At 64.8% G+C, this 25,474-nt stretch carries 21 protein-coding genes; 10 read left to right on the top strand and 11 right to left on the bottom strand.

The window, feature by feature from the left end:
- Nucleotides 1-11 precede the first annotated feature (11 nt).
- The 3 genes from PE061_RS09895 to PE061_RS09885 form a co-directional block, all read right to left on the bottom strand.
- Nucleotides 12-1,490 (bottom strand): aldehyde dehydrogenase, encoded by a 1,479-nt coding sequence (locus PE061_RS09895; protein WP_271258916.1) that lies wholly within the window; start codon nt 1,488-1,490, stop codon nt 12-14.
- Between the two features lie 79 nt (nt 1,491-1,569).
- A complete protein-coding gene (locus PE061_RS09890) occupies nt 1,570-2,727 on the bottom strand; it encodes an acyl-CoA dehydrogenase family protein (protein WP_271258915.1) in 1,158 nt (385 codons plus the stop codon).
- 21 nt (nt 2,728-2,748) lie between these two features.
- Nucleotides 2,749-4,929: a PQQ-dependent dehydrogenase, methanol/ethanol family gene (locus PE061_RS09885; protein ID WP_271258914.1), complete on the bottom strand. Its 2,181-nt coding sequence runs from the start codon at nt 4,927-4,929 to the stop codon at nt 2,749-2,751.
- A 733-nt stretch (nt 4,930-5,662) separates the two neighbouring features.
- Here PE061_RS09885 and PE061_RS09880 point away from each other — a divergent pair.
- Both PE061_RS09880 and PE061_RS09875 read left to right on the top strand, forming a co-directional pair.
- Nucleotides 5,663-7,795, top strand: coding sequence for a TonB-dependent receptor (locus tag PE061_RS09880; RefSeq protein WP_271258913.1), 2,133 nt, complete (start codon nt 5,663-5,665; stop codon nt 7,793-7,795).
- Between the two features lie 250 nt (nt 7,796-8,045).
- Nucleotides 8,046-9,026 carry a TetR/AcrR family transcriptional regulator gene (locus PE061_RS09875; RefSeq protein ID WP_271258912.1) on the top strand — a complete coding sequence of 327 codons (981 nt, stop codon included), beginning with the start codon at nt 8,046-8,048 and terminating at the stop codon, nt 9,024-9,026.
- Between the two features lie 15 nt (nt 9,027-9,041).
- Here PE061_RS09875 and PE061_RS09870 read toward each other — a convergent pair whose 3' ends face one another.
- The 7 genes from PE061_RS09870 to PE061_RS09840 are packed head-to-tail and all read right to left on the bottom strand — an operon-like array spanning nt 9,042 to nt 15,767.
- Nucleotides 9,042-10,022: an NAD(P)H-dependent flavin oxidoreductase gene (locus PE061_RS09870; RefSeq protein ID WP_271258911.1), complete on the bottom strand. Its 981-nt coding sequence runs from the start codon at nt 10,020-10,022 to the stop codon at nt 9,042-9,044.
- A 27-nt stretch (nt 10,023-10,049) separates the two neighbouring features.
- Nucleotides 10,050-10,826, bottom strand: a complete 777-nt coding sequence (locus tag PE061_RS09865; protein ID WP_271258910.1) for an enoyl-CoA hydratase — start codon at nt 10,824-10,826, stop codon at nt 10,050-10,052.
- A gap of 10 nt (nt 10,827-10,836) precedes the next feature.
- Nucleotides 10,837-11,997, bottom strand: a complete 1,161-nt coding sequence (locus PE061_RS09860) for an acetyl-CoA C-acetyltransferase (RefSeq protein WP_271258909.1) — start codon at nt 11,995-11,997, stop codon at nt 10,837-10,839.
- A gap of 6 nt (nt 11,998-12,003) precedes the next feature.
- Entirely contained in the window at nt 12,004-12,783 is a 780-nt protein-coding gene (locus PE061_RS09855) for an enoyl-CoA hydratase/isomerase family protein (protein ID WP_271258908.1), read from the bottom strand.
- A complete protein-coding gene (locus tag PE061_RS09850) occupies nt 12,780-13,838 on the bottom strand; it encodes a phosphotransferase family protein (RefSeq protein ID WP_271258907.1) in 1,059 nt (352 codons plus the stop codon). The genes PE061_RS09855 and PE061_RS09850 overlap by 4 nt, the downstream gene beginning before the upstream one ends.
- Entirely contained in the window at nt 13,828-15,009 is a 1,182-nt protein-coding gene (locus tag PE061_RS09845; protein WP_271258906.1) for an acyl-CoA dehydrogenase family protein, read from the bottom strand. Before PE061_RS09845 ends, PE061_RS09850 begins: the two co-directional genes overlap by 11 nt.
- Nucleotides 15,006-15,767 (bottom strand): SDR family NAD(P)-dependent oxidoreductase, encoded by a 762-nt coding sequence (locus tag PE061_RS09840; protein ID WP_271258905.1) that lies wholly within the window; start codon nt 15,765-15,767, stop codon nt 15,006-15,008. The genes PE061_RS09845 and PE061_RS09840 overlap by 4 nt, the downstream gene beginning before the upstream one ends.
- Before the next feature lie 94 nt (nt 15,768-15,861).
- On the opposite strand from PE061_RS09840, the gene PE061_RS09835 reads away from it, so the two are divergent.
- Complete coding sequence (locus PE061_RS09835) at nt 15,862-16,485, top strand: TetR/AcrR family transcriptional regulator (protein WP_271258904.1); 624 nt, start codon at nt 15,862-15,864, stop codon at nt 16,483-16,485.
- Nucleotides 16,486-16,493: 8 nt separating this feature from the next.
- Here PE061_RS09835 and PE061_RS09830 read toward each other — a convergent pair whose 3' ends face one another.
- On the bottom strand, nt 16,494-17,399 hold the full coding sequence (locus tag PE061_RS09830) for a LysR family transcriptional regulator (RefSeq protein WP_271258903.1): 906 nt from the start codon (nt 17,397-17,399) through the stop codon (nt 16,494-16,496).
- Between the two features lie 72 nt (nt 17,400-17,471).
- On the opposite strand from PE061_RS09830, the gene PE061_RS09825 reads away from it, so the two are divergent.
- The 7 genes from PE061_RS09825 to PE061_RS09795 all read left to right on the top strand — a co-directional run bounded on the left by PE061_RS09825 (nt 17,472) and on the right by PE061_RS09795 (nt 25,353).
- Entirely contained in the window at nt 17,472-18,506 is a 1,035-nt protein-coding gene (locus tag PE061_RS09825; protein ID WP_271258902.1) for a YeiH family protein, read from the top strand.
- Nucleotides 18,507-18,890: 384 nt separating this feature from the next.
- Nucleotides 18,891-19,913 (top strand): sulfate ABC transporter substrate-binding protein, encoded by a 1,023-nt coding sequence (locus tag PE061_RS09820; RefSeq protein WP_271258901.1) that lies wholly within the window; start codon nt 18,891-18,893, stop codon nt 19,911-19,913.
- A gap of 4 nt (nt 19,914-19,917) precedes the next feature.
- Nucleotides 19,918-20,787 (top strand): sulfate ABC transporter permease subunit CysT, encoded by an 870-nt coding sequence (gene cysT, locus PE061_RS09815; protein ID WP_271258900.1) that lies wholly within the window; start codon nt 19,918-19,920, stop codon nt 20,785-20,787.
- Nucleotides 20,784-21,617, top strand: a complete 834-nt coding sequence (cysW, locus tag PE061_RS09810) for a sulfate ABC transporter permease subunit CysW (protein ID WP_271258899.1) — start codon at nt 20,784-20,786, stop codon at nt 21,615-21,617. Before cysT ends, cysW begins: the two co-directional genes overlap by 4 nt.
- Nucleotides 21,614-22,666, top strand: a complete 1,053-nt coding sequence (locus tag PE061_RS09805; RefSeq protein WP_271258898.1) for a sulfate/molybdate ABC transporter ATP-binding protein — start codon at nt 21,614-21,616, stop codon at nt 22,664-22,666. The genes cysW and PE061_RS09805 overlap by 4 nt, the downstream gene beginning before the upstream one ends.
- On the top strand, nt 22,663-22,827 hold the full coding sequence (locus PE061_RS09800; protein ID WP_271258897.1) for a YezD family protein: 165 nt from the start codon (nt 22,663-22,665) through the stop codon (nt 22,825-22,827). The genes PE061_RS09805 and PE061_RS09800 overlap by 4 nt, the downstream gene beginning before the upstream one ends.
- 81 nt (nt 22,828-22,908) lie before the next feature.
- Nucleotides 22,909-25,353 carry a TonB-dependent receptor gene (locus tag PE061_RS09795; protein ID WP_271258896.1) on the top strand — a complete coding sequence of 815 codons (2,445 nt, stop codon included), beginning with the start codon at nt 22,909-22,911 and terminating at the stop codon, nt 25,351-25,353.
- The last annotated feature ends 121 nt before the right edge of the window (nt 25,354-25,474 follow it).

Below are 25,474 nucleotides of genomic sequence, written 5' to 3'. Positions count from 1 at the left end.
GGCTTGCAGCGTTACGCATGAGGCTGAAGCATGATGGCCTTTGATTCCAGGAAAGACCTGAGGCCATCCTGACCGCCTTCGCGCCCTATGCCGGATTGTTTGAAACCACCGAAAGAAACACCGAAATCCATGCGATGCAGATTGTGCCCGATGGTTCCGGTGCGGATCTGCCTCGCCACGCGATAGGCGAGCTTCGGGTCCTGCGTGAACACGGCGCCGTCGAGACCGTAGCTGCTGTTGTTGGCGATACGGATCGCGTCGTCCTGATCCTTCGCGCGAATAACGACGACGACGGGGCCGAAGATCTCTTCCTGCGCGATCCGGGAATCCGGGTTCACGTCCGCAAACAGCGTCGGCTCGACATAGTAGCCGCGATTGAGATCGGCCGGCCGGCCGCCGCCGGTCACGAGCGAAGCCTCCTTCTTGCCGATCTCGATGTAGCCCTGCACGCGTTCGAGCTGGCGGCCCATCGCCAGCGGCCCCATCTGGCTGTCCGCCGCGTAGGGATCACCCACCTTGATCGCCTCGAAGCGCCTCGCGAGCGCATCGACCATCTGGTCGTGGCGGTCATCCGAGACGACGACGCGGCTGAGCGCGGCGCAAACCTGATTCGTCATGTAGGCAGTGCTGTTTGCAAGCGTCGTCGCCGCAGCTTCGATGTCATAGTCGTCCAGCACGAGCGCCGCGGATTTTCCGCCAAGCTCCAGCGTGTAGCGCGCGATGCGTTCCCCGCATATGGACGCGATCCGCTTTCCGGCCGCGGTGCTGCCCGTGAAGGTGATCTTGTCGACGTCCGGATTCCGGACCAGACGCTCCGATGCCTCGCGGTCGGCCGTTAGGAAATTGAAGACACCGGGCGGCAGACCGAGCGAGTGAATGAGATCGGCGATGAGATACGGCCCGATCGGGGCCTCGGGAGACGCCTTCAGCACGACAGTGCAGCCGGCAAGCAGCGCGGGCGTCAGCTTCACGAGCGCAAGAACGAAGGCGGCATTCCAGGGAATGATGGCGCCGACCACGCCGACCGGTTCCTGAACGACGAGCGCATCGCCGCCAAGGCCGTCGGTCGTGGGGAATGTCTGCTCCCACGGGAACGTGTCCGCCCAGCCTGCGTGCTGATCGACATAGCCGGCGAATGCCGTTCCGCCGTGCTCGGACAGCGCATAGAGAACCCCGACCTCACGCGTCCAGCTGTGGCCGAGCTGCGGCGACAGGCGGCGAATACCATCCGCCAGCTTGCGCAGGTAGCCTGCACGCTCGGCGGGAGACATCCGCGGCCACGGCCCGCTGTCGAAGGCGTCGCGCGCCGCGGCCACCGCGCGGTCGATATCGGCCTCCACGGCTTCGGCCACCTCGATCTCGAGGTCTTCGGTCGCAGGGTTGAGATGCCGTATCGTCCGATCCGTCGATGGCGCGACCCACTCTCCGCCGATCAGAAAGCGGTCGGGGTGCTGGATCGTGTAAGCGCCGTCAGCAGATTTCCAGGCCATCGTTTCCTTCTCCCACTTTTCACCGGCCGATGCGGCTCACGCTCGCCCGGCCCGGAGTTCCGACAAAATCAGCGGCGGCTCACTGCGCCCCCGCGACAAGATTGCGACCGATGACTTCCTTGAGCACCTCGGATGTCCCGCCATAGATGCGCTGCACGCGTGCATCCCGCCACAGCCGGGCAATCGTGTATTCGTTCATGTAACCGGCACCGCCGTGAAGCTGGAGGCACTCGTCGGTGATCCTCCATTGCATTTCCGTGTGCCAGAGCTTCGCCGCGCACGCTTCCTCGGTCGTCAGCGCATGGTTCGCCATCCTGTTGATACAGCGATCGAGATGCGCCCAGCCGACCTGAAGATGCGCCGCGTGATCGGCAAGGGTGAAGCGTGTGTTCTGCATGTCGAGCAGGCGCGATCCGAACATCGAACGGCCTGCCGCGAAATTGACGGCCTCGTCGAACGCGCGCTGCGCACCTGCCTGCGCCATGATCGTCTGGCTGAGACGCTCCTGCGGAATGAGCTTCATGATCTGGATGAAGCCCTGCCCTTCCTCGCCCAGAAGCTGGCTCGCGGGAACGCGCACATCGTCGAAGAAGAGTTCCGACGTATCGGCCGTGTGCTGCCCGATCTTGTCGAGTTTCCGGCCCTTGCTGAACCCCGGGGTATCGGCGTCGACAAGGAACAGGCTCATCCCGCGCGCACCCATCTGCGGGTCCGTCTTCGCCATGACGATCACGACGTCGCAGTGCTTGCCGCTGGTTATATAGGTCTTGGAGCCGCTGATCCGCCAATCTCCGCCATCGCGGCGCGCGACGGTCTTGATTCCCTTGAGGTCTGATCCGGCACCCGGTTCCGTCATGGCGATGGCGGCCACGATCGAGCCGTCGATCATGCCCGGCAGATAGCGGTGCTTCTGCGCCTCGCTGCCGTAATCGACGAAATAATCGGCCACGATATCGGACTGCAGGGGAATGCTCGCCGACGAACCCAGATAGGCGAGCTCTTCCGTGACGACGGCATTATACCGGAAGTCGAGGCCAAGGCCTCCGTATTCCTCCGGGACCGTCGGGCAGAGAAGCCCTGCCTTGCCGCAACTGTTCCAGAACTCCCGGTCGACTTCGCGCTGTTCCTCGAAGCGCTCGATATTGGGCACGAGGCTGCGCTCGAAGAACGACCTCACGCTGTCACGAAAAATCTCATGATCGCTGTCGTAGCAGTCACGCTGGAGGGGAATGGGCATAAGGTCTTTCGGGTCCGGAGCTTATCGGCTCTTCAATTTGACGCTCTGATGCGCCTGGTCGATGATGTATGCGCGAATGGCGTCGGACTGCCCGGACGAGTAATTGGTGTCGAAGCCCACCATGCCCCTTTCCGCAAGAATGCCTTCCAGAACGACCGCGTTCCAGGAGTCGCGATCCCAGAGTGTCCCGGAATACCGAAGATCTGGGATCACGCCGCCGCTCATCGCGCCATAACCGTGACAACCGTAGCAGCTGCGGTGGTAGATTTGCCGCCCCTGCTCGATGATCGCGCTATCTGCAAACTGTTCGGGCGGATTGAGCGTGACGTCGTTGCCGGTTTCGATGGCAGGCAGTTTCGCCTGTCCTCCCAGCGCGAACGTGAGAACACGGCTGATATTGCGGCGAGGGCCGGTCTTGCCCCAGTTGACCGGGCCGACGCCGAGACCTTCGGTCGTTCCCCAGCCCGCGAGCACGGTCACATACTGCTTGCCGTTCTTCGACCACGTGACGGGCGCCGCGACGATTCCCGACTGGCCGTCGAACGACCACAGCTTCTTGCCGCTGGCGGCGTCGTAGGCGCTGAAATATCCCGTCGAGCCGCCCTGGAACACGAGGCCGCCGGCGGTGGACAGAACGCCGCCGTTGGCCGCATTCGACATCGGCACGCGCCATGCCGGCCTGCCCTTCACAGGGTCCCAGGCCGTCAGATACCCCTTGACCGATTCCCGCACCTTCTGAAGCTTGACGGGATCGACAGGCAGCCTGTTCACCGCGATGTCCGCGCCGATGTTGTATCCGCGCGGAAACGGCTTGAAGTTCTCGTCGAGCTGATAGGTGAACCCGACCTCCTGCGTCGGCAGGTAAACAAGGCCCGTGATTGGGCTGTACGACATCGGCGGCCAGCCATGCGCGCCCTGCGGGCCCGGCCAAGCCGTCCACGGCTTTCCGGTTCGGGAATAGTCCGCCTCCGGCTTGATCCGGGGCCGACCGGTTTCGAGATCGACGCCGTCCGCCCATGTCACCTTCGAGAACGGCTCCGCCGAGAGCAGCTTCCCGGTGGCGCGGTCCAGTATGTAGAAAAAGCCGTTCTTCGGCGCCTGCATCAGCACCTTGCGCACGGCGCCGCCGATCTGGAGATCGGCAAGGATCATGTGCTGCGTGGACGTGTAGTCCCACTGATCGCCGGGCGTCGCCTGATAGTGCCAGACATATTCGCCCGTCTCCGGCCTCAGGGCGAGGATCGAGGCGACGAAGAGATTGTCGTTGTTGCCGCCGGGGTAGGGCTCGGGGCTGCGATACTTCTGGGGCCAGTAGCTGCCGTTGCCGACGCCGACATAGAGCAGATCGAGCTCCGGGTCGTAGGCCATCGAGTCCCAGACGGTTCCGCCGCCGCCGCCGTGGCTGACCTCCCAGTGATCCCTGGACCACGTGCGCTTTGCGAGGCGCTCCATGACGGCATCGGAGGCAGCGCCGTCGGGCTTCGCCGGGTCTCCCGGCACGGTGTAGAACCGCCATGCCATCTTCCCGGTATCGGCATTATAGGCCGACACGTAGCCGCGCACGCCGAATTCGGCGCCTCCGTTGCCGATCATGACCAGCCCCTTCACGACACGGGGAGCGCCCGTGATCGTGTAGGGTCTGGAAGGGTCGACGGTGAGGGTCGACCACAGTTCCTTGCCGGTCCCGGCGTCGATGCCGATCAGGCGCCCGTCGAGCGTTCCGACGAAAACCTTGCCGTCCCAATAGGCCACCCCGCGATTGACGACGTCGCAGCAAGCCTTGACGGCCGCCTCGCCCGGGACCTTCGGGTCATACTGCCAGAGCAGCCTGCCGGTTTCGCCATCGAAAGCCTGGACCTTCGACCAGGCGCTGCTGGTGTACACGATGCCGTCGACCACGATCGGCGTGGCCTCCTGCCCTCTGGCGGTATCGAGATCGTGATACCATTGCAGCCCCATATCCGTGACGTTTCGGCTGTTCACCTCGTCGAGCGCACTGAAACGCGTTTCCTGATAGTTGCGCCCGGTTGCGAGCCAATTGCCCGGCTCGTCGTCCGCAGCGACGATCCGCGCTCCGAAATCGCTTTCGGCACGCCCGGCATCGGGGTTCGCATCGGGTTTCGCCGCCTCTCCGCAGGCGCCGAGCATGGCAAGCCCCGCTGCGGCGAAAAGGACCCCTGCGAATCGACGCGAAGCTGGCATTCTTCCTCTCCCAAATCGGCGCGGCACCGAATAGACTGCTGTTCTGGGACGCAGCGTCGAGGCAACTTTCGAGGAGCGCCTCTTTCTTTCTGCACGTCTGAAACCGAAACCTTCCAAGGTCAAGATATTTCTACACGTTGCAATTTACTTGGGCCTACCGCCGAGAGCAAGTCCCGTCGATTCCTGCCTACACATAAGGGTTGGTCACACATTGTTGGGCACGGCACCGAGCTGGAATGCCGATATGGCACCCTTATGCAACTGGTTTTCCATGACTTCGGGCAATCGCGGCTATCGACCTATGCAGGAATACTCCCAAGTCCGCCTAGGAGCTCCACACCTCATTGTTCTTATTTTTCATTTATTATCATTATATTATGACAGTAGCCTTTGCTGCGCACGGCCAGTCCTTCCCTGAATCCGGGCTGTGGAGCGGGCTTGATTTCCTATCTGTGCGACCATGATACCGGCAATAGAATTGCACCTGTTGTAATTTCTCTTGAAACGCAACCGGCTATCCCGTACTTTGCAGAAATTAACGTATCGAGGGGAGGCGTTGATCTGCCGACCCCTCACAAGAAAGTGCCGGAAAGCCGGCGCAGGATGATGGGGAGGAAAGAGTGACAGAAAGTTTCACTTGTTTTCCGGCGTGCGTTTGCGTGGCGGCAGGCTGACGGGCGCGGCCCGCCTCGTCCCAACGACATCAGAACATATTTTTGGGGAGACGATACCAATGGCGAAGACCTTCATAATCCCGGCTTGTGCAATTTCCGTCACCGCCCTCATCACGGCGCAGGCCGCATGGGCGCAGACGGAAAACGACCAGAATGACGATGCGCAGTCCTACGTCGGCGAGATCGTCGTGACCGCGCAAAAGCGCGAGCAACGCCTGCAGGACGTGCCGATTGCCATTACGGCCCTTACCGGCGACACCGTCGCCTCGATGGGCGTCGAAACGACGGACGACCTGTCCGTCGCCGTCCCTGCCGTCAGCTGGCAGCGGAGCTACAACGGCTCGCCGTTCATCCGCGGCGTCGGCAAGCCGATCGTCACGGCGGGCAATGAGTCTTCCGTGGGCATATTTGTCGACGGCGTCCTCCAGGTCAGTCCGCTGATGACCAATTTCGCGCTCAACAACGTCGAGCGGATCGAAGTCCTGAAGGGTCCGCAAGGTACGCTTTTCGGCCGCAATTCGAACGGCGGCGTCATCAGCATCACGACCCGCGATCCCAGCCACGATCCCGCGATCGAAGCGTCCGTCGGCTACGCCAACTATGATACGTTCGACGCGAAGTTCTACGGCTCCACGGGCCTTACCGACACGCTCGCAGCCAACATCTCGCTCGCCTATTACAACCAGGCGGACGGCTGGGGCACGAACGTGACCACGGGTGACGATACCTACCGCGAGAAAACCGCAGACGCGAGGGCGAAGCTGCAATGGCAGCCGAGCGACGACACCTCGCTGACCTTTATCGGCGAATATCACTACATGCGCAGCCAGTCGAATGCCTACAGCCCCATGCCCGGCACGCTTGCGCAGGACGGCTCGACGAGCGCGGGCTTCTACAATCTCACAGGGGACTTCGAGACCTTCGTGAGGACGCGCGTCGCGGCGGGCAGCCTGATAGCGCGGCACGACATGGGCTGGGCAGAGCTTGTCTCCATCAGCGCGTACACGCGCGTCCGCACGATCTGGCCCTACGACTCCGACGGTTCGCCCAGCTTCCTTCTCCAGGGACCGATCTGGGAGCGCGCCGACAGCTTCACGCAGGAACTGCAGCTCGTCTCTCCGGACACCGGGCCCGTCAAATGGGTTGCCGGCCTTTATTACATGTTTTTTGATGCGCGCTTCGACCCCATCGCGCTCTACGGCGAGAATGTCGGCGGCGCCAAGGTGGAGGTCTTCGGTGCGACCAAGGCCAACTCATACGCCGCGTTCGGCGAGGCGACGTGGGAGTTCCTGCCCGATACGCACCTGACGCTCGGCGGCCGCATGACGTTCGACCACCGCTCCGTCAACGGCCATGTCGACGTGAACGATGCCCCGGGCGACATCGGCTATCAGTCCAAGAACTTCAGGGAGCCGACCTGGCGTGTCACGCTGGATCACAGCTTCAGCCCCGATTTCATGATCTACGGCACGGCCAGCACGGGCTACAACTCCGGGCAGTTCAATACCGGAAACGCCTTCGCCCCCGCGGTCGATCCTGAAAAGCTGACGGCGTTCGAGGCCGGTTTCAAATCCCAGTTCCTGAATCGGCGCGTTCAATTCAACGCCTCCGCATTCACCTATGACTATCGCGATCTCCAGGTCACGATCATCGAGGATGCCGTCACGCTTCAGACGAATGCCGCAAAAGCCCGGATCAAGGGCTTCGAGGCGGAAACCAACATCGTTCCAGCGCCCGGCCTCATCCTGAATGCCGCTCTTGCCTATACGGATGCGAAGTACACGGACTACGCAAGCGCGCAGTTCTACGAAGCCTTGCCCGGCGGCGGCTATACGACGACCGTGGGTGATGCGACGGGGAATCGCCTGGCCTCTGCACCGAAGTGGTCGCTTTCAGCCAGTGCACGCTACGAGATCGCAACGCCGATCGGAAGCTTCACGCCCGCCATCACCTACAGCCATCGCAGCAAGTACTATTGGGATTCCCAGAATTCCGTGGTTGAGCCGGCACATGACGTCGTCAACGCATCCCTGACCTATACGAGCAGCGATGAACGGTGGTCGCTGCGCATCTGGGGCAAGAACCTCACGGACGAGAAGATGCACGCCTGGACGATCCAGCGGCCGGAGCTGTTCGGGTCCACGCCGGCCGCACCGAAAACCTACGGTGCGACCGTCAGCGTGAAAATGTGATCGTCTGGCCACGGCCCGGCCGGGTCCGGGCCGTGGCCAGACATCATCACGGGCTCCCGATGCCGGGCGCAGCTTTCCCGCATCATCGACCACGACGGATGCGGAAACGTCTTCGAACACCGCTTCCGCCTTCCCGGAACCGGCGCCTCATCACGACCGGACATGGCTCGCCGACGATCGTGCAGCCGGCCTGCATGACAAAAGGACTCTCGATTTATTTACAATGCGTTTTCCTTGGCATATTCGCACTGTGGGCATCTGGAAACTTGCATGGACGGCGCGCGGCGATATGAACCATGAGCATGGAATCGACGACGAAGGTCCTGGACATGGCCTCCTGCCGCCTGCAGGCCGTCAATCCGCCAATAGCAAGGGACGGAAATCGTCCTCGCGCACCCGGCGGAATGCCGAAGAATCGGACCCGGGAAGCCGCAAGATCATGACAATGCCTGAAAATCTCGAGATTCTGGCCTTGCGCAACATGATCAACAGCAGCGAGGCAATGTTCGATCGGCGGCGTCGCATTTTGCGGGAGGCCCGGCAGATCATCAGCGAGCAGGGACTTGAAGACCTGAACATGCGGGAGCTGAGCCGGAGAGCCGCCGTATCGACCAAGACAATTTACAACGCGTTCGGCAGCAAGGAAACGGTGATCGCGCTCGCGATCTACACCTATTTCCAGCAGTTCATCAGCCACATGCACTTCTCGCAGGACAGTGCCGATTTTGAAGGCGCGCTCTCCCGGCAAACGACCAGCACATTGCGGGACGTCGATATTCCGAATTATATGAAGGCGCTTATCGCCCTCTATTTTTCGACGACGCTGCACCCTGCCATTCGCGCCGTTCTGCTCGATCTTGCGACGCGGTCGTGGATCGACTGGCTGAACATCGTCGAAGACCGGCGTGAGCTGGAGCCCGGCGTCGTGCTTCGCGAACTCCTGATTGATCTTTCCAACCTCCAGTATGGCCGCATCCAGGAATGGTGCAGCGGTCTCGTCGACGACGATATTTTCGTCCGGAAGTCCCTTTCCGGAATATTGCTGCTGCTGATGGGCGCAACGTGCGGCAAGACGCGCGAACAGGTCCAGAAAACCTTCTTTGCGCTGCAGAGCGATACCGGTTTCCGAACCAAGCTGTTTTCGGATGCGCGGCAGCGCATCACGGAAATGGAAGCGAGCATAGCCAAGTCCCGCGGCCGCAAGCAGTCGCTTTCGAAAGTCGTCCTGTAGCGCCTGCCTCCGAATTCAGCGGCTGATCATCGCCGACAGCCTGCCCGATATGATCGCTTCCGCCTCCGCCGCGATACGCGCAATGAGATCGGCGCATGTCGGAATGTCGTGGATCAGCCCCTGCACCTGACCCGCCCAGACGAGACCCGCATCGAGATCGCCGCTTTCGAGCGCGACACGTCCGCGGGCCCCTGAAACGAGCGGCCTGACATCCTCGAACACGGCGTCGGGGCTCGCCGAAATCTCGACGACCTTGTCGGAAACGCTGTTCTTCGCCACGCGCCCGGTATTGTGGAAGCGCCGGAAGATCAGGTTCGTCGCGCGCTCGTCATTTTCGACCAGGAACTGCTTCACGCGCTCGTGGATGGGGGCTTCCACGGTGGCGCAGAAACGCGTGCCCATATTGATGCCGTCCGCACCAAGCGCAAGCGCCGCGGCGAGACCGCGACCGTCGCCAAAGCCGCCGGAGGCGATCATGGGTATGCTCAATTTGTCCGCGGCCGCCGGAATGAGAATGAGGCCGGGAATATCGTCCTCGCCGGGATGGCCCGCGCATTCGAAGCCGTCGATCGAGATGGCATCGACACCCATGCGTTCGGCGCTGAGCGCGTGGCGCACCGCCGTGCACTTGTGGATGACCCTGATCCCGTGGCTCTTGAAATCCTCGACATGCTCCTGCGGCTTGTGTCCCGCCGTTTCGACGATCCTGATTCCGCTTTCGATGATGGCGCGCCGGTACTCCGCATAAGGCGGAGGCGATACCGATGGAAGGATGGTGAGGTTGACGCCGAAGGGCTTGCCGGTCATCGACCGGCAACGGTCGATTTCGCGGCGAAGCTCGTCCGGCGTCGGCTGTGTCAGCGCCGTGAGCATACCAAGGCCGCCCGCCTCCGAAACCGCCGAGGCGAGTTCGGCCCGGCCGACCCACATCATCCCGCCCTGCACGACCGGCTGCTCGATCCCGAAGAGTTCGGTAAAGCGTGTCTTGAGACCCATCTCTCGCCTCCGCGAATGGCCTGCCGGCTATCGCCCCTTCCAGGACGCCGGGCGCTTCTCGACGAAGGCGGCCATGCCTTCGGCCTTGTCCTCGGTCGCGGTGAGGCCCTGGAACAGGCGGCGCTCGGTATAGATGCCCTGAAGCAAGCCCGTTTCGAACGCGGCGTTCACCATTTCCTTGTTCACCATCGCCGCGATCGGCGGCAGGTCGGCGATCGTCGCGGCCGTTTTCAGCGCGTCGTCGAGAAGCTGATCGGCAGGCACGACGCGGGAGACGAGGCTGGCGCGCTCCGCCTCCGCCGCATCCATCATGCGGCCGGTGAGGCACATCTCCATCGCCTTCGCCTTGCCGACGGCGCGCGTCAGCCGCTGCGAGCCGCCCATGCCGGGCGCGACGCCGAGCTTGATCTCGGGCTGGCCGAACTTCGCCGTGTCCGCCGCGATGATGAAGTCCGCCATCATCGCCAGCTCGCAGCCGCCGCCGAGCGCATAGCCCGCCACCGCCGCGATCCACGGCTTGCGCGTCGCCGTGACGCGCGTCGTCCATCCCGCGAAGAAGTCCTCGAGATAAAACTCGGCGTAGGACTTCTCCGACATCTCCTTGATGTCGGCGCCCGCCGCGAACGCCTTCTCGCTGCCGGTCAGCACCGCGCAGCGCTGCGAGGGGTCCGCATCGTATTTCGCGAACGCGTCGATGAGCTCCGCCAGCACCTGCGTGTTCAGCGCGTTCAGCGCCTTCGGCCGGTTGAGCGTGATGAGCGTGACGGCGCCGCGCTGCTCGACGAGGATCGTTTCGTAAGCCATGGCTTCCCTTTCAGAGTGCTTCGACAATGGTAACGTTGGCGATACCACCGCCTTCGCACATTGTCTGGAGGCCATAACGCTTGCCGCGCGCCTTCAGCGCGTGCAGCAGCGTCGCCATCAGCTTCGTGCCGGACGCGCCCAACGGATGGCCGAGCGCGATCGCGCCGCCGTTGACGTTGAGCCGTTCGGGATCGGCGCCCGTCACCTTCAGCCACGCGAGCGGCACGGGCGCGAACGCCTCGTTCACCTCGAAGAGGTCGATGTCGCCGATCTTCATGCCCGCGCGCTCAAGCGCTTTCTGCGTCGCCGGGATCGGCTCTTCGAGCATGATGACGGGATCGCCGGCCGTCACCGTCATGTTGACGATGCGGGCGAGCGGGGTGAGGCCGTGCGCCTTCAGCGCGCGCGCGCTGACGACGAGCACGCCGCTCGCGCCGTCGCAGATCTGGCTCGCGTTCGCCGCGGAGATGACGCCGCCCTCCTGCAGCAGCTTCACCGAACCGATCGATTCGAGGCTCGCGTCATAGCGGATGCCCTCGTCGCGGACATGCGCCTCGCCGTCGACGTCGATCGGCACGATCTCGCGCGCGAAGGCGCCGGCGTCCGTTGCGCGGGCCGCCCGCCGATGGCTTTCGAGCGCGAAGGCGTCGAGCGTCGCGCGGTCGAAGCCGTATTTCTTCGCGATCATCTCCGCGCCTTCGAACTGGCTGAAGTTCTTCACGCCGAACCGCGCGGCGATGCGCGGGCTGACCGGCCCCGTGCCAAGCCCCTCCTTGATATGGAGCGCGACGTTGGAGAACATGGGCACGCGCGTCATGCTCTCGGCGCCCGCCGCGATCACCATGTCCTGCGTGCCGGACATCACCGCCTGCGCCGCGAACTGGATCGCCTGCTGCGAGGACCCGCACTGGCGGTCGATCGTGACGGCGGGCACGCTTTCGGGAAGCTTCGAGGCGAGCACGGCGTTGCGCCCGAACGCAAACCCCTGCTCGCCCGCCTGCGTCACGCAGCCGAGCACCACGTCCTCGATCGCGGCGGGGTCGATACCGCTGCGGTCCACGAGCGCGTTCAGCACCTCGCCCGCGAGGTCGGCGGGGTGCCAACCCGCGAGCTTGCCGCCGCGGCGGCCTCCGGCGGTACGGACGGCATCGACGATATAGGCTTCGGCCATTGGGGTTCAGACTCCTTTGAAATCGGGTTTGCGGCGCGCGAGGAAGGCGGCCACGCCTTCGCGCCCTTCGGCGCCGTCTCCAGCAGCCGAAATGGCAGCCGCCTCGCGATCGAGATGATCGAAGAAACGGCTTTCCGTCCCTTCGAGAATGAGGCCACGCGACACGCCGAGCGCCGCCGTCGGCGCGGCGACAAGGCGCTCCGCCGCCGCCAGCCCCTCGGCGGCGAGGTCCGCATCGGCGACGCTGCGCGTGACGAGGCCGATGGATGCCGCCTCGGCCGCCGTGACGCGGCGGTTGGTGAGGATCATCTCCTGCGTCCGGCGCAGACCCACGAGACGCGGCAGCAGCCATGTCATGCCGCCGTCGGGCGTGAGGCCGATCGCCGTATAGGCCGCCGTGAAATGCGACGATTCCGCAGCAAGCACGATGTCGCCGAGCGCCGCGAGGCTGAGCCCCGCGCCCGCGGCCGGGCCGTTGACGAGGACGACGAGCGGCTTGCGCATCTCCGCGAGCGTGCGGATCGCGATATGAACCGTGTCGGCGAGCTTGCGGAGCGTCGGCCCCGGCGTACCCGCCGCAACGAACGCACCGATGTTGCCGCCCGCGCAGAACATGCGGCCCGCACCGGTCAGCACCACGCACCGCACCGTCTCGTCATCCGCGCAGCGCCGGGCGGCCTCGCCGAGATCGAGCGCGAGCGTCATGTCGAGCGCATTGCCCTGATCCGGGCGATCGAGCGTCAGGCGGGCGATTCCGTCCGCAACTTCGAGCCGTACGGTTTTCATCGGCACGCCTCCATGGCCTGATGCGCCAGCCGCGCGAGGCGCGGAAAGGCGGCGGCCCGCTCGCGCGCGTGCGCCGACGACGCCGTGCCGCGAATGACCCGCCCCTTGATGCCGTGGAAGATCGCCGCGAGGCGGAAGAAATTGAACGCGATGTAGAAGTCCCAGTCGGCGATGCCCGCGCGCCCGGTCCTGCGGCAGTAGGCGGCGATATAGTCCGCCTCGGACGGCAGGCCGATCGCGCGCGGATCGGCACCGCCCAGCCCCGCCACGATGTCGGGCGGCATCCGGTACATCATCGCGTGATAGGCGAAATCCGCGAGCGGATGGCCGAGCGTTGAAAGCTCCCAATCGAGCACCGCGACCACCTCCGGCCGCTCCGGGTGGAAGATCATGTTGTCGCAGCGGAAGTCGCCGTGGACGATGGCGGTCTCGTCGCCATCGGGGATGGCGTCCGGCAGCCATTCGACAAGCGCGTCCATGTCGGCGTCGCGCCCGGCGGCCTCGTCTTCCAGATACTGGCGCGACCAGCGGCCGATCTGGCGCGCGAAATAATTGCCGGGGCGGCCATAGTCGCCGAGCCCGACAGCCTCCGGATCGACCGCGTGCAGCGCCGCGATCGTGCCGTTCATGGCATCGAAGTAAGCCGCACGCTCAGGCTTCGGCACCTCGCCGAAACCCGCATCCCAGAAGATGCGCCCCTCGACGAGCGCCATGACGTAGAAGGGCGTGCCGATCACGCCTTCGTCCTCGCACACGCCGAACACCTGCGGCACGGGAACCGGCGTGGGCCAGAGCGCGGCAAGCACGCGCGCTTCGCGCAGGACGTCGTGCGCGCCCTTGAGGAGCGGCCCCGGCGGCTTCCGGCGCAGGACATAGCGCGCCGTGGGCGTGGTGAGCCGGTACGTCGGGTTGGATTGCCCGCCGCGGAACTGCTCCACGTCGAGCGGCCCCGCGAAGCCTTCGACATGCGCGCGCATCCAGCGTTCGAGCGCATCCGCATCGAACGCGACGCGGACTTCTCCGGCGCCGATATTCGCGTCGGTCTCAGCCGCCATGCGCCGCCATCCAGTCGCGCTTCACCTTCTTCGCAAGCGACCATTTGTGGACTTCTGTGGGGCCGTCGTAGATGCGGAAGGCGCGGATTTCGCGGAACACCTGCTCGACGATGGTGTCGCCCGACACGCCCATGCCGCCCATCACCTGCACTGAGCGGTCGGCGACGCGCATCAGCGCCTCGGACACCGCGACCTTCGTCATCGAGCTTTCCACCGTGCCGAGCGCGCCGGTGTCGAGCACATCGGCGCACCAGTCGATCATCAGCTCGGCCTGCTTCAGGTCGATGAGGTTCTCGGCGAGCATGAAGCCGACGCCCTCGTGGTCGACGAGCAGCTTGCCGAACGCCTGCCGCCTGCACGCATAGGCGGTTGCAATCTCGTTGGCGCGGATGCAGGCGCCGAGCCAGCGCATACAGTGCGAAAGCCGCGCGGGGCTGAGGCGCACCTGCGCGTACTTGAAGCCCTCGCCGCTCGCCCCGAGCATCTGGTCGGCGGGCACGCGCAGATTGTCGATCGTCACGACAGGATGGCCGCCGGGCATCGAAGAGTCGATCGTGTTCGGCACATGGTCGATGCGGATGGCAGGGTCGGGGAGATCGACGAGGAACATGCAGGCGCCCCCGGTTCCGTCAGTGGCTTCGGACTTCGCCATGACGATGCCGACCTTGGCGCCCTTCGCGCCCGTGATGAACGCCTTGCGGCCGTTTATCACCCAGTGGTTGCCGTCCTGCCGGCAGGTTGTCCGCATCATCGAGGGATCGGAACCCGCGCCGCCCTCGTCGGCGGGCTCGGTCATAAAGAACGCCGAGCGCGCCTCGCCCGAAACCAGCGGCGCAAGGAAACGCGCCTTCAATTCCGGGCTGCCGACATGTCCCAGAAGATACATGTTGCCTTCATCCGGCGCCGCCGTGTTGCAGGCTTGCGGGCCGAGCGGGGAAAGGCCGGAGCGGATGAGGATGGCGGCGGTCTCCCGCTGCGTCAGATGGCTGCCGTCCGGCAGGATATGCGGCGTCATCACCCCGGCCGCGCGCGCCTTCGCCTTCAGCTCGTCAATCAGCTCGTCCGTCGGGCAATGGTGGTGATCGCGGCGCGGGTCGGACTCGTAGGGCACGACCACCTCGCGAACGAAGCGCTCGACCCTGTCCGCGATCTCCCGGGCGCGGGCGCTCACCTCGGCGCCATCCGGATGGCACCGTCGAGACGGATGACCTCGCCGTTCAGCATGGGATTGAGGACGATGCTTTCCACCATCAGCGCATATTCGTCCGGGTCGCCGAGGCGGCTCGGGAACGGCACCTGACGCCCAAGCGAGTCCTGTGCCTCCTGCGGCAGCGAGGCGAGCAGCGGCGTGAGGAACAGGCCGGGCGCGATCGTCATCACGCGGATGCCGTAGCGCGCGAACTCGCGCGCGACGGGCAGCGCCATGCCGACGACACCGCCCTTCGACGCCGCATAGGCGGCCTGCCCGATCTGGCCGTCGAACGCCGCGACCGACGCCGTGTTGACGATGACGCCGCGCTCCTCGCCGATCGGCTCGGCATCGTGGATGCGCGCTGCGAACTTCGACAGGACGTTGAAGCTGCCGATGAGGTTGATGTTCACGATTTTCGAGAAGTCGGCGAGTGGAATGGCCTTGCCGTCGCGGCCGATGACCTTCGCGGGCGGACCGATACCCGCGCAGTTGACGAGGATGCGCGCCTTGCCGTGCAGCCCCTCGGCTTCGGCGATGGCCGCATCGACCGCGGCTTCGTCGGTGACATCCACCTTGAAGAAGGCCCCGCCGATTTCCGACGCATGTTTCCCGCCGAGATCTGCGTTCAGATCGAAGATCGCCACCTTCGCGCCCCGTGCCGAAAGCCGCGCCGCCGTTGCGCCGCCAAGACCCGAAGCGCCGCCCGTCACGATCGCGGCCAAACCCTCAATGTTCATGCAGCGGACCCATTCTTCTACCAGAAAGAAAGTTATTTACTGAATAGTAGATTGCAATTTTTGATGTATGCCGTCAATCCTCGAACGCACGATCATGAAGACCGTATCTCCCTCTCCCTTTCCGGATGCAGCGCAGCGGCGCGTCGAGCGCGAGACGAAGCGCAATGCCGTCCTGAGGGCGGCCGTCAGGATGTTCAACGAGAAGGGTTTCCACCTCACGTCGCTGGACGACGTCGCCGCCAGTCTCGGCATCTCCAAGCCGACCATCTATTACTATCTCGGCAACAAGGATCAGGTGCTGTTCGAGTGCGTGACCATCGGCCTCCAGCAACTCCTCGAGGCAGCCGCGGAAGCGCGGCGCGAGTCCGGCCTCGGCATCGACAGGCTCTGCAAGTTTCTGGAACGCTACGCCGAGGTCAACATGGACGACTTCGGGCGCTGCGTCATTCGAACCGGGGACGAGGCCCTCGCGCCGGAAAGCGCCCGCCGGTTCCGGGCGCTCAAACGCAAGATAGACGACGCCATGCGCGAACTGATCGCCGAAGGCATCGCGGACGAATCGGTGGCGGCGGATGATCCCAAGGCGCTCGCCCTGGCGCTCGCCGGCGCGCTCAACTGGCCGGCACGCTGGTTCGATCCGTCCGGCCCCGAAGACACGGGAACGGTCGCGCGGCGTCTGGTGAATGCCCTCAGAAACGGTTTCGCGCCGCGCATATAGCGCCGAAACTAGAGCACGGCCCCCCGATCCTCCAATGTTTCCAGGAAAGCGCGCGCGGCGCGATTGGCGTATCGCGCCTTGTGCCGGATCGTCGTGAACTTCCGCTCCGGAAACTCGAAGGCGAGCCGCTTCACGAGACCTGCCGCCAGCCTCGCCCCCGCCGCGAGATCAGACACCGGCGCAATCATTTCAGACGCGCTGGCGGCTTCCAGAACGGCGCCGTTGCTCGGAAGCGTCAGCCCGACCCGGAGATCGTCGAGACTGAGGCCGCGGGCGGCAAGCGCCCTTGCGACATGGGTTCGCGTCCCGGACCCGGCTTCCCGCATGACCCACAGGCTCCCGGTCAATTCCCTCTTGCCGATCGCCCGGTCCGCGAACGGATGGCCCGGAGCGACATAGAGGCCAAGCGTATCCGCGCCGACAGTCTTCGTCTGCAAGGCCCCGGCCCCGGCATGACCTTCAATCTCGCCCTCAACGACGCCGATATCGGCCAGCCCGTCGTGCACCGCCGCAACCGCCTGTTCCGTGTTGCCGACCGAAAGGCTGAGGGCGATGTTCGGGTGGCGGGACGCGAACCGTGCCATGCGCCGGGGCAGCCACGCTGTCGCGACGGTCTGGCTTGAAGCGATACGGACTTCTCCCCGGTTGAGCCCGGCCAGATCGTCGAGCACGCTGCAAGCCTCGTTCGCCTGAACGAGAACGGCCTCGGCGCTCGGCAGCAGCAGCCGCCCGGCGATCGTCAGTTGCAGCCTGCGCCCCACCCGATCGAACAACTGGATGCCGTAGCGCTGCTCGATCACGGAGATCGCGGCGCTCACCGCGGGCTGCGTGAGATTGAGCGCCTCCGCGGCGCGCGTCATGTTCAAGGTCTCGGCGACCTTGATGAAAATGCGAAACTGATCGAGCGTTATCAATAACCTATCCTTATCGAAATCAATATACCAATCAATTGGACTTGTTCAAATGCCCGCTTGCATCATTTTGTCATGCGCGGCGAGGCAATTCTGTTCTCTTGGATAAACGGACGGCTTCCGGGTCTCGCCCTGTGCAGCGGCATCGGCCTTGCCGCCATGCTTTGCGAGCAGCTCGAAATTGCCGTCCTCGGTCATGCCTGGTTCGAGACATTGGTGCTCGCGATCGTGCTCGGCGCGCTGCTGCGCATGGTCTGGGCGCCGCCGCCGGCGTTTGCGTCCGGCATTCAATTCGCGTCGAAAACCCTGCTGGAAATCGCCGTGGCGATGATCGGCGTCACCGTCAGCCTTGGCATGATCGCGGGCATCGGCCTGCCCCTGCTCCTGGGAACCCTGCTGATCGTTTCCGTCACCATCGCGGCGGGGATCCTGCTCGGGCTTTTCTTCGGGCTGCCGTACAGGATGGCGGCGCTGCTCGCCTGCGGAAACGCCATATGCGGCAACTCCGCGATCGCGTCAGTCGCGCCGGCCATCGGCGCCGACAACGACGAGGTCGCCGCCGCCGTCACGTTCACGGCGGTGCCCAGCATCGCCCTCGTCGCCGCGCTGCCGATCATCGCCGATCTCCTGCAGCTTTCACCGATCGCGGGCGGAACGCTTGCGGGCCTCACGGTCTACGCCGTGCCGCAGGTGATCGCGGCGGCCGCGCCGCTCGGCCGCGAGGCCGTGGAAATCGGCGCGCTGGTGAAGCTCGTCCGCGTCCTGACGCTGGGGCCGGTGGCGGCCATCGCCGCGGTCCTCGGCAGGCGCAAATGCAATGGCACCGCAGCACGTCACGCGCGCCCCCTTCCCTATGTGCCGTGGTTCATCCTCGTCTTCCTGTCGCTGGCGGCCCTGCGTTCGGCGGGCTTCGTGCCCGAACCCCTCGCCGCCGCCGCGCACGAGGCATCCGGCATCCTCGCGGTACTGGCGATGGCGGGCCTCGGGCTCGGCGTCGATTTCGGCAAAATCGCACAGGCGGGATTTCGGATCATCGCCGTGGTCGTGCTGTCGCTGTGCCTGCTGTGCGGGCTCGCGCTTCTGATGCTGTGGACGATCGGGTTGATGTAGCGGCGCTTCCACATGCGCGCGCCCGAAGTCCTGCGGTTGCAAGGCGTGCCCGCTCCATATCGTCGCGTCATGCCCGCCGGGCGCGGACGTCATCACTTCGCGACGAAAGGGCATGTGATCCTCGCGCGCCGTCATCGCGACCGTCCACCGCTGCACGAATCGTATTGTCTACTCTATTTGTTGACTATATAGTCTACCCAATTGATTGAAATTAGGAGACGCCGGTGCATTCCTTGAACGGTCTGGAACCGAGCATTCTGCTTGTGCCCGGCGAACGCCTCTCGGCAACCGCCCTGTTCACGCTGCAGGCGTCACCGGCGCCGGCAGGCGTGAGCAGGCACTGAAATTCCGCACCCGACTGAATAGCGAAAGAGGGACATATCCATGAAAAGCAGAGCCTTTTTGCTCGCCGCCGCGGCGGCGCTCGCGCTCGGCGCCTGCGGCAACGGCGGGCAGAAACCGGCAGGCGGCACGGAGATCCTGAACGTCTCCTACGACCCCACGCGTGAACTCTACCGCGACATCAACGCGGCGTTCGCGCGCCGATGGAAGGAAGACACCGGCAAGAACGTGACGATCAACATGAGCCACGGCGGCTCCGGCAAGCAGGCGCGCGCCGTGATCGACGGGCTCGCGGCCGATGTCGTGACGCTGGCGCTCGCGTATGACGTCGACGAGATTGCGGCCCGCAGCAACGTGCTTTCGAAGGCCTGGCAGCAACGGCTTCCGAACAACAGCGCGCCCTACACGTCGACGATCGTCTTTCTCGTGCGCGCCGGCAATCCGAAGGGCATCAAGGACTGGGGCGATCTCGTGAGGCCGGGCATCTCGGTCATCACGCCCAACCCGAAGACGAGCGGCGGCGCGCGCTGGAATTTCCTCGCCGCCTGGGCCTACGGCCGCAAGGCCGGCGGATCGGATGCCGCCGCGGAAGACTATGTGACGGACCTCTACCGCCATGTGCCGGTGCTCGATTCCGGCGCCCGCGGCTCCACGACGACGTTCGTCGAGCGCGGCATCGGCGACGTGCTGCTGTCCTGGGAGAACGAGGCGCTTCTCGCCCAGAAGGAACTCGGTGCGGGCAAGTTCGACATCGTCGTGCCGTCGATCTCGATTCTGGCCGAGCCTTCGGTCGCGCTGCTCGACGGCAACGTGAAGCGGCACGGTACGGCCGAGGTCGCCGAGGCCTATCTGCAATTCCTCTACACGCCCGAGGCGCAGGAACTGATCGGCAGGAACTTCTACCGGCCGCGCGATGCGCAGGCCGCCGCCAAGTATGCGGACGTCTTCCCGAAGCTGAACCTCGTCACTGTCGACGAGGCGTTCGGCGGCTGGCAGTCGGCGCAGGACAGATATTTCAAGGACGACGGTGTGTTCGACCGGATCTTCGCGAAGATCAAGCGCTGAACCCATGTCTTCGACGATGTCTCCCGCCATTCCCCTGCCGGCCGGGCCGCCGCCGCGCGCGGCCGAGGTCATTCCCGGCTTCGGACTGACGTTCGGGTTCACGATCGCGTGGCTGAGCCTCATCGTGCTGATCCCGCTCAGCACCGTGTTCATCCGCAGCGCCGGGCTCGGCCTCGACGGCTTCGTCGATGTCGGCCTGTCCCCGCGCGCGCTTGCGGCGTATCGGCTGAGTTTCGGCGCCTCGCTCGCGGCCGCGCTCGTCAATGCCGTGTTCGGCCTGCTCGTGGCGTGGATTCTCGTGCGCTATGACTTCCCGGGCAAGCGCGTCGTCAACGCCCTCGTCGATCTGCCGTTCGCGCTGCCCACGGCCGTGGCCGGCATCGCGCTGACGGCGCTCTACGCCGGGAACGGCTGGATCGGCCAGTTTCTGGAGCCCTACGGCGTGAAGGTCGCCTATACGCCGGCCGGCGTCGTCATCGCGCTCATCTTCATCGGCCTGCCCTTCGTGGTGCGTTCGGTGGAGCCCGTGCTTGCCGATCTCGGACACGACGTGGAGGAAGCGGCGGCATCGCTCGGCGCCGACAGGTGGCAGACCTTCCGGCGCGTCATCCTGCCCGCGATCCTTCCCGCGCTGCTCACCGGCTTCGCGCTCGCCTTCGCGCGGGGTGTGGGCGAGTATGGCTCCGTGATCTTCATCGCCGGCAACATGCCGTTCGTGTCCGAGATCGCGCCGCTCCTCATCATCACGCAGCTCGAGCAATACAATTACGCCGGCGCCACGGCGATCGCGGCGGTGATGCTGATCGCCTCGTTCCTGCTGCTGCTCTTCATCAATGCGCTTCAGGTCTGGAGCCGCCGGAGGATGGCGCCATGACCGCCAGCACGGAATCGCCCGCCGCGCGGCTGCTGCTGATCGGCATCGCGCTCGCCTTCCTCAGCCTTTTCCTGCTGCTGCCGCTCGTCTCCGTGTTCGCGGAGGCGTTGGAGAAGGGCTTTTCAGCCTATCTCGCCGGTATCGCCGAACCCGATGCGATCGCCGCGATCCGGTTGACGCTTCTCGTCGCGGCGATCAGCGTGCCGGTGAACATCGTGTTCGGCATCGCCGCCGCGTGGGCGATCACCAAGTTCGACTTTCCCGGCAAAAGCCTGCTGATCACGCTCATCGACCTGCCGTTCTCGGTATCTCCGGTCGTCTCCGGCCTCGTCTTCGTGCTGCTGTTCGGCGCGCACGGCTGGCTCGGGCCGTGGCTCCAGGAGCACGACATCCAGATCGTTTTCGCGGTGCCGGGAATCGTTCTCGCCACCATTTTCGTGACGTTCCCGTTCGTCGCGCGCGAACTCATCCCGCTGATGACCGAGCAGGGCCGCGACGACGAAGAGGCGGCGCTGTCGCTCGGCGCATCGGGCTGGCAGACGTTCTGGCGCGTCACGCTTCCCAACATCCGCTGGGGCCTGCTCTACGGCGTGCTGCTCTGCAACGCCCGCGCGATGGGCGAATTCGGGGCGGTATCCGTCGTGTCGGGCCACATCCGCGGCCTCACCAACACGATGCCGCTGCACGTCGAGATTCTCTACAACGAATATAATTTCGTCGCGGCCTTCGCCGTCGCCTCGCTGCTCGCGCTGCTCGCACTCGCCACACTCGTGCTGAAGAGCCTGCTCGAATGGCGCTTCAACTATCATCACAGGGGGACCGGGCATTGAGCATCCGGCTCGAAAACATCCACAAGCGCTTCGGCGCTTTCACCGCCCTCGGCGACGTCAGCCTCGAAGCGCGCCCGGGCGAGTTCCTTGCTCTGCTCGGCCCTTCGGGTTCCGGCAAGACCACGCTGCTGCGCATCATGGCCGGGCTCGAATTCCCGGATCGCGGACGCGTGTGCTTCGACGGCGAGGACGTCACCGGCCTCACCGTCGCGCAGCGCAACGTCGGCTTCGTGTTCCAGCACTATGCGCTGTTCCGGCACATGACCGTCGCGGAGAACATCGCGTTCGGGCTGAACGTGCGGCCGCGCCGGGAGCGACCGGGCCGGGCCGCGATCGCGGCGCGCGTTCAGGAGCTTCTCGACCTCGTCCAGCTCGGATCGCTCGGGCAGCGCTATCCCGCCCAGCTTTCGGGCGGCCAGCGTCAGCGCGTCGCGCTCGCCCGCGCGCTCGCCGTCGATCCCAAGCTGCTGCTTCTCGATGAGCCGTTCGGCGCGCTCGACGCACGCGTGCGCAAGGACCTGCGCCGCTGGCTGCGCGAGCTGCACGACCGCGTGGGCCTCACGTCGATCTTCGTGACGCATGATCAGGAGGAAGCGCTCGAGCTCGCCGACCGTGTCGTCGTGATGGACCACGGCGTCATCGAACAGGTCGCGACGCCCCTCCACGTCTACAATGAGCCGGCCTCGGCATTCGTCTTCGATTTCGTCGGAGAATCCAACCGGGTTCCCGTGCAGGTCCGCGACGGCAAGCTGTTCTACCTCGGCCAGCCTCTCGATGCGCCCGTGATCGGGGCCGACGGCCCTTCCGAGCTCTTTTTCCGTCCGCATGACGCGGCCATCGTGAAAAGCGAGGCTGGCGCAATTCCCGCGCTCGTCGTGCAGGTGCGGCCCAAGGGCGCCGGCGTTCGCGTCGAAGGCAAACTCATCGGGGTCGACCGCCCGTTCGAGATTGATGTTGCGGTAGATGAAGCTCCGGAACCCGGCCGGGTGATTGCACTGAAGCCCGGCCACCCCCGTATTTTTCCAATCAGCAGAGAGGGTCACGCATGAGTACGAACCCGATCCGGCAGGCCGTGGCCACCGGCGACAATGCCTTGCAGGCCATTCGCGATGCGCTCGCGCAAATCCGGTACGGCAGCATCACGCTGACCGTGCACGACGCCAGGATCGTCCAGCTCGACATCACGGAGAAGCATCGCTTCCGGGCCTGACGATCCATCCGCAACCGTTCCAACGAATCCGACCGGACAACCGGAGGTTTCTCTCACGTTCCAGAAAAGAGGAATCTCGACATGTCTACACGACTATTGCTTGTTTCAACCGCGCTCGCGCCGGTCCTGATCGCGTCTTTCGCGGCACCTTCCTACGCCGGGACCGCTGAAGAGGCCGTCGCGGCGGCAGCCGAAGCTGAAGCCGAACCGACGGCGGACGGCGCCATCGTCGTTACTGCGCGCCGCCGCGCCGAAACCGCGCAGGATGTGCCGATCGCCATCTCGGTCGTAGGCGGCGACCAGATCGACAATACGGGTGCCTTCAACGTCGGCCGGCTTCAGCAGCTCGCGCCGACCGTGCAATTCTATTCGTCGAACCCGCGCAACTCGGCGGTCAACATCCGCGGCCTCGGCGCGCCCTACGGGCTGACCAACGACGGGATCGAGCAGGGCGTCGGCATCTATGTCGACGACGTCTATTACGCCCGCGTCGCATCGGCAACGCTCGACTTCCTCGACGTCGCGCAGATCGAGATCCTGCGCGGTCCGCAGGGCACGCTCTACGGCAAGAACACCACGGCCGGCGCGCTCAATATCACGACCAACCAGCCGACCTTCGATTTCGAGGGTAAGGCCGAACTCAGCATCGGCAACCTCGATTTCAAGCAGGCCAAGGCCGCGATTTCCGGGCCGCTGTCCGACACGCTGGCGGCGCGCGTCGCCATTTCGGCGACCAGCCGTCGCGGCACCATCTACAACGTCACCACCAACCGCTGGATCCAGAGCCAGGACAATATCGGCCTGCGCGGCCAGTTGCTGTGGAAACCCACCGACGCCCTGTCGGTGACGCTGGTGGGCGACTGGAACAAGCAGGACGCGGTGTGCTGCGGCTCGGTCTTCGTCCGCACCGGCGCGACCCAGCGCCCGCTTGCCCGCCAGTTCGATGCGCTCGCCGCGGCGCAGAACTATGTTCCGGTCAGCACAAATCCCTACGACCGGCTCAGCGACACCGACGCCAATCTCAACGCGGGCAACGAACTCGGCGGCGTCGCGCTACGGGTGAAGTGGGACATCGGCCCCGGCACGCTGACCTCGGTCACCGCGTGGCGCTATTGGGACTGGCTGCCCGAGAACGACCGCGACTTCACCGGTCTGCCGGTCGTCACCAAGTCGCAGAACCCCTCGCAGCAGAACCAGTACACGCAGGAACTGCGCTACAATTATTCCGGGGATCGTTTCGACTTCGTGCTCGGCGGCTTCGCCTTCCATCAGCGCATCGACACGCAGGGAACCGAGCAGCACGGCCCGGCATCCAGCCGCTGGACGATCAACCCGACGAATGAACTGTCGAACGATCCGACGGTGCTTGACGGCCTGACCGCCCGCAACACGCAGTATCTGAAGAACACCAGCGTCGCCGCCTTCGGCCAGCTCAGCTGGAAGGTCACCGACCAGTTCACGATCCAGCCGGGCGCCCGTATCAACTACGACAAGAAGGACGGCTTTTATCAGCGCCTCGTCTTCGCGGGCGACGGGTCGGCCGTCACGCGTGCGCTCACCGACCCTGTGTCGCGGGCGCGGCTCGACGTCTTCGGGCCGCAGGAATATGCGCCGAGCTTCAGCGACTGGAATTTCAGCTACGACCTGACCGCCAATTACAAGGTGACGCCGGACATCCTCGTCTATGCCACCTATGCCAAGACCTTCAAATCGGGCGGCATCAACCAGAATGGCGTGCCCAACGACTCGACCGGCCAACCCGCACTCGGAGCACAGACGATCAGGCCCGAATCGGTCAACCATTATGAAGCGGGCCTGAAGACGGAGTTCTGGGACCGGAGGGCGACGTTCAACCTGTCGATCTTCCGCACCGACATCAAGGACTATCAAGCCAATGTGAACAACGGTCAGTTCGGCGTGCTGCGCGGCTATCTCGCCAATGCCGGCAAGGTCCGCACCCAAGGCGTCGAAGCCGATTTCTCGATCCGTCCGAGCGAGCGGTTCAACGCCTATCTCAACAGCGCCTATACCGACGCCAAATATGTGAAGTTCGTCGATGCGCCCTGCGCGCCGGAGTTGTCGGGCGGCACGACCGTGGGTGAGGGCCAGACACCGAGCCCGCCGGGAACGCCGAGTGGCCTCAGCCCCGCCAACTGCGACATTTCTGGCCAGCGCCTGCCGGGCGTGTCGAAATGGGCGTTCTCCTTCGGCGCGGAGGTCAACGCACCCTCATCGCTGTTCGGCCGGGATGGCGAATTTTATCTCGGCTATGACGGCAGCTATCGTTCGAACTTCTCGTCGAACGCGACGCCTTCGGCCTACACTTGGGTGAAGGGCTATTTGCTGTCGAACGTGCGCGCCGGTTTCCGCGCCGACGAAGGGTTCGAGGCCTATGTCTGGGTCCGCAACCTGTTCGACAAGGACTATATCGACCAGTTGTTCGTCGGCCCCGGCAGCACCGGCCTGATCACCGGCCTGCCCGGCGATCCGCGTACCTGGGGCGGGACGATCAAGGTCTCATTCTGAGGAAGACCGCGCCTGTCCGGCACCATGTCGGACAGGCGCATTTCCGGCGCCGTCGCCACGTGATGGAACCGATGGCCGGTTGTGTCATTCGGCACAGGTGGCCGCGCGATCCGCCACGTGT

Source organism: Sphingosinicella microcystinivorans (assembly GCF_027941835.1).
Classification (GTDB): domain Bacteria; phylum Pseudomonadota; class Alphaproteobacteria; order Sphingomonadales; family Sphingomonadaceae; genus Sphingosinicella.
This window is presented reverse-complemented; position numbering and strand designations above follow the sequence as displayed.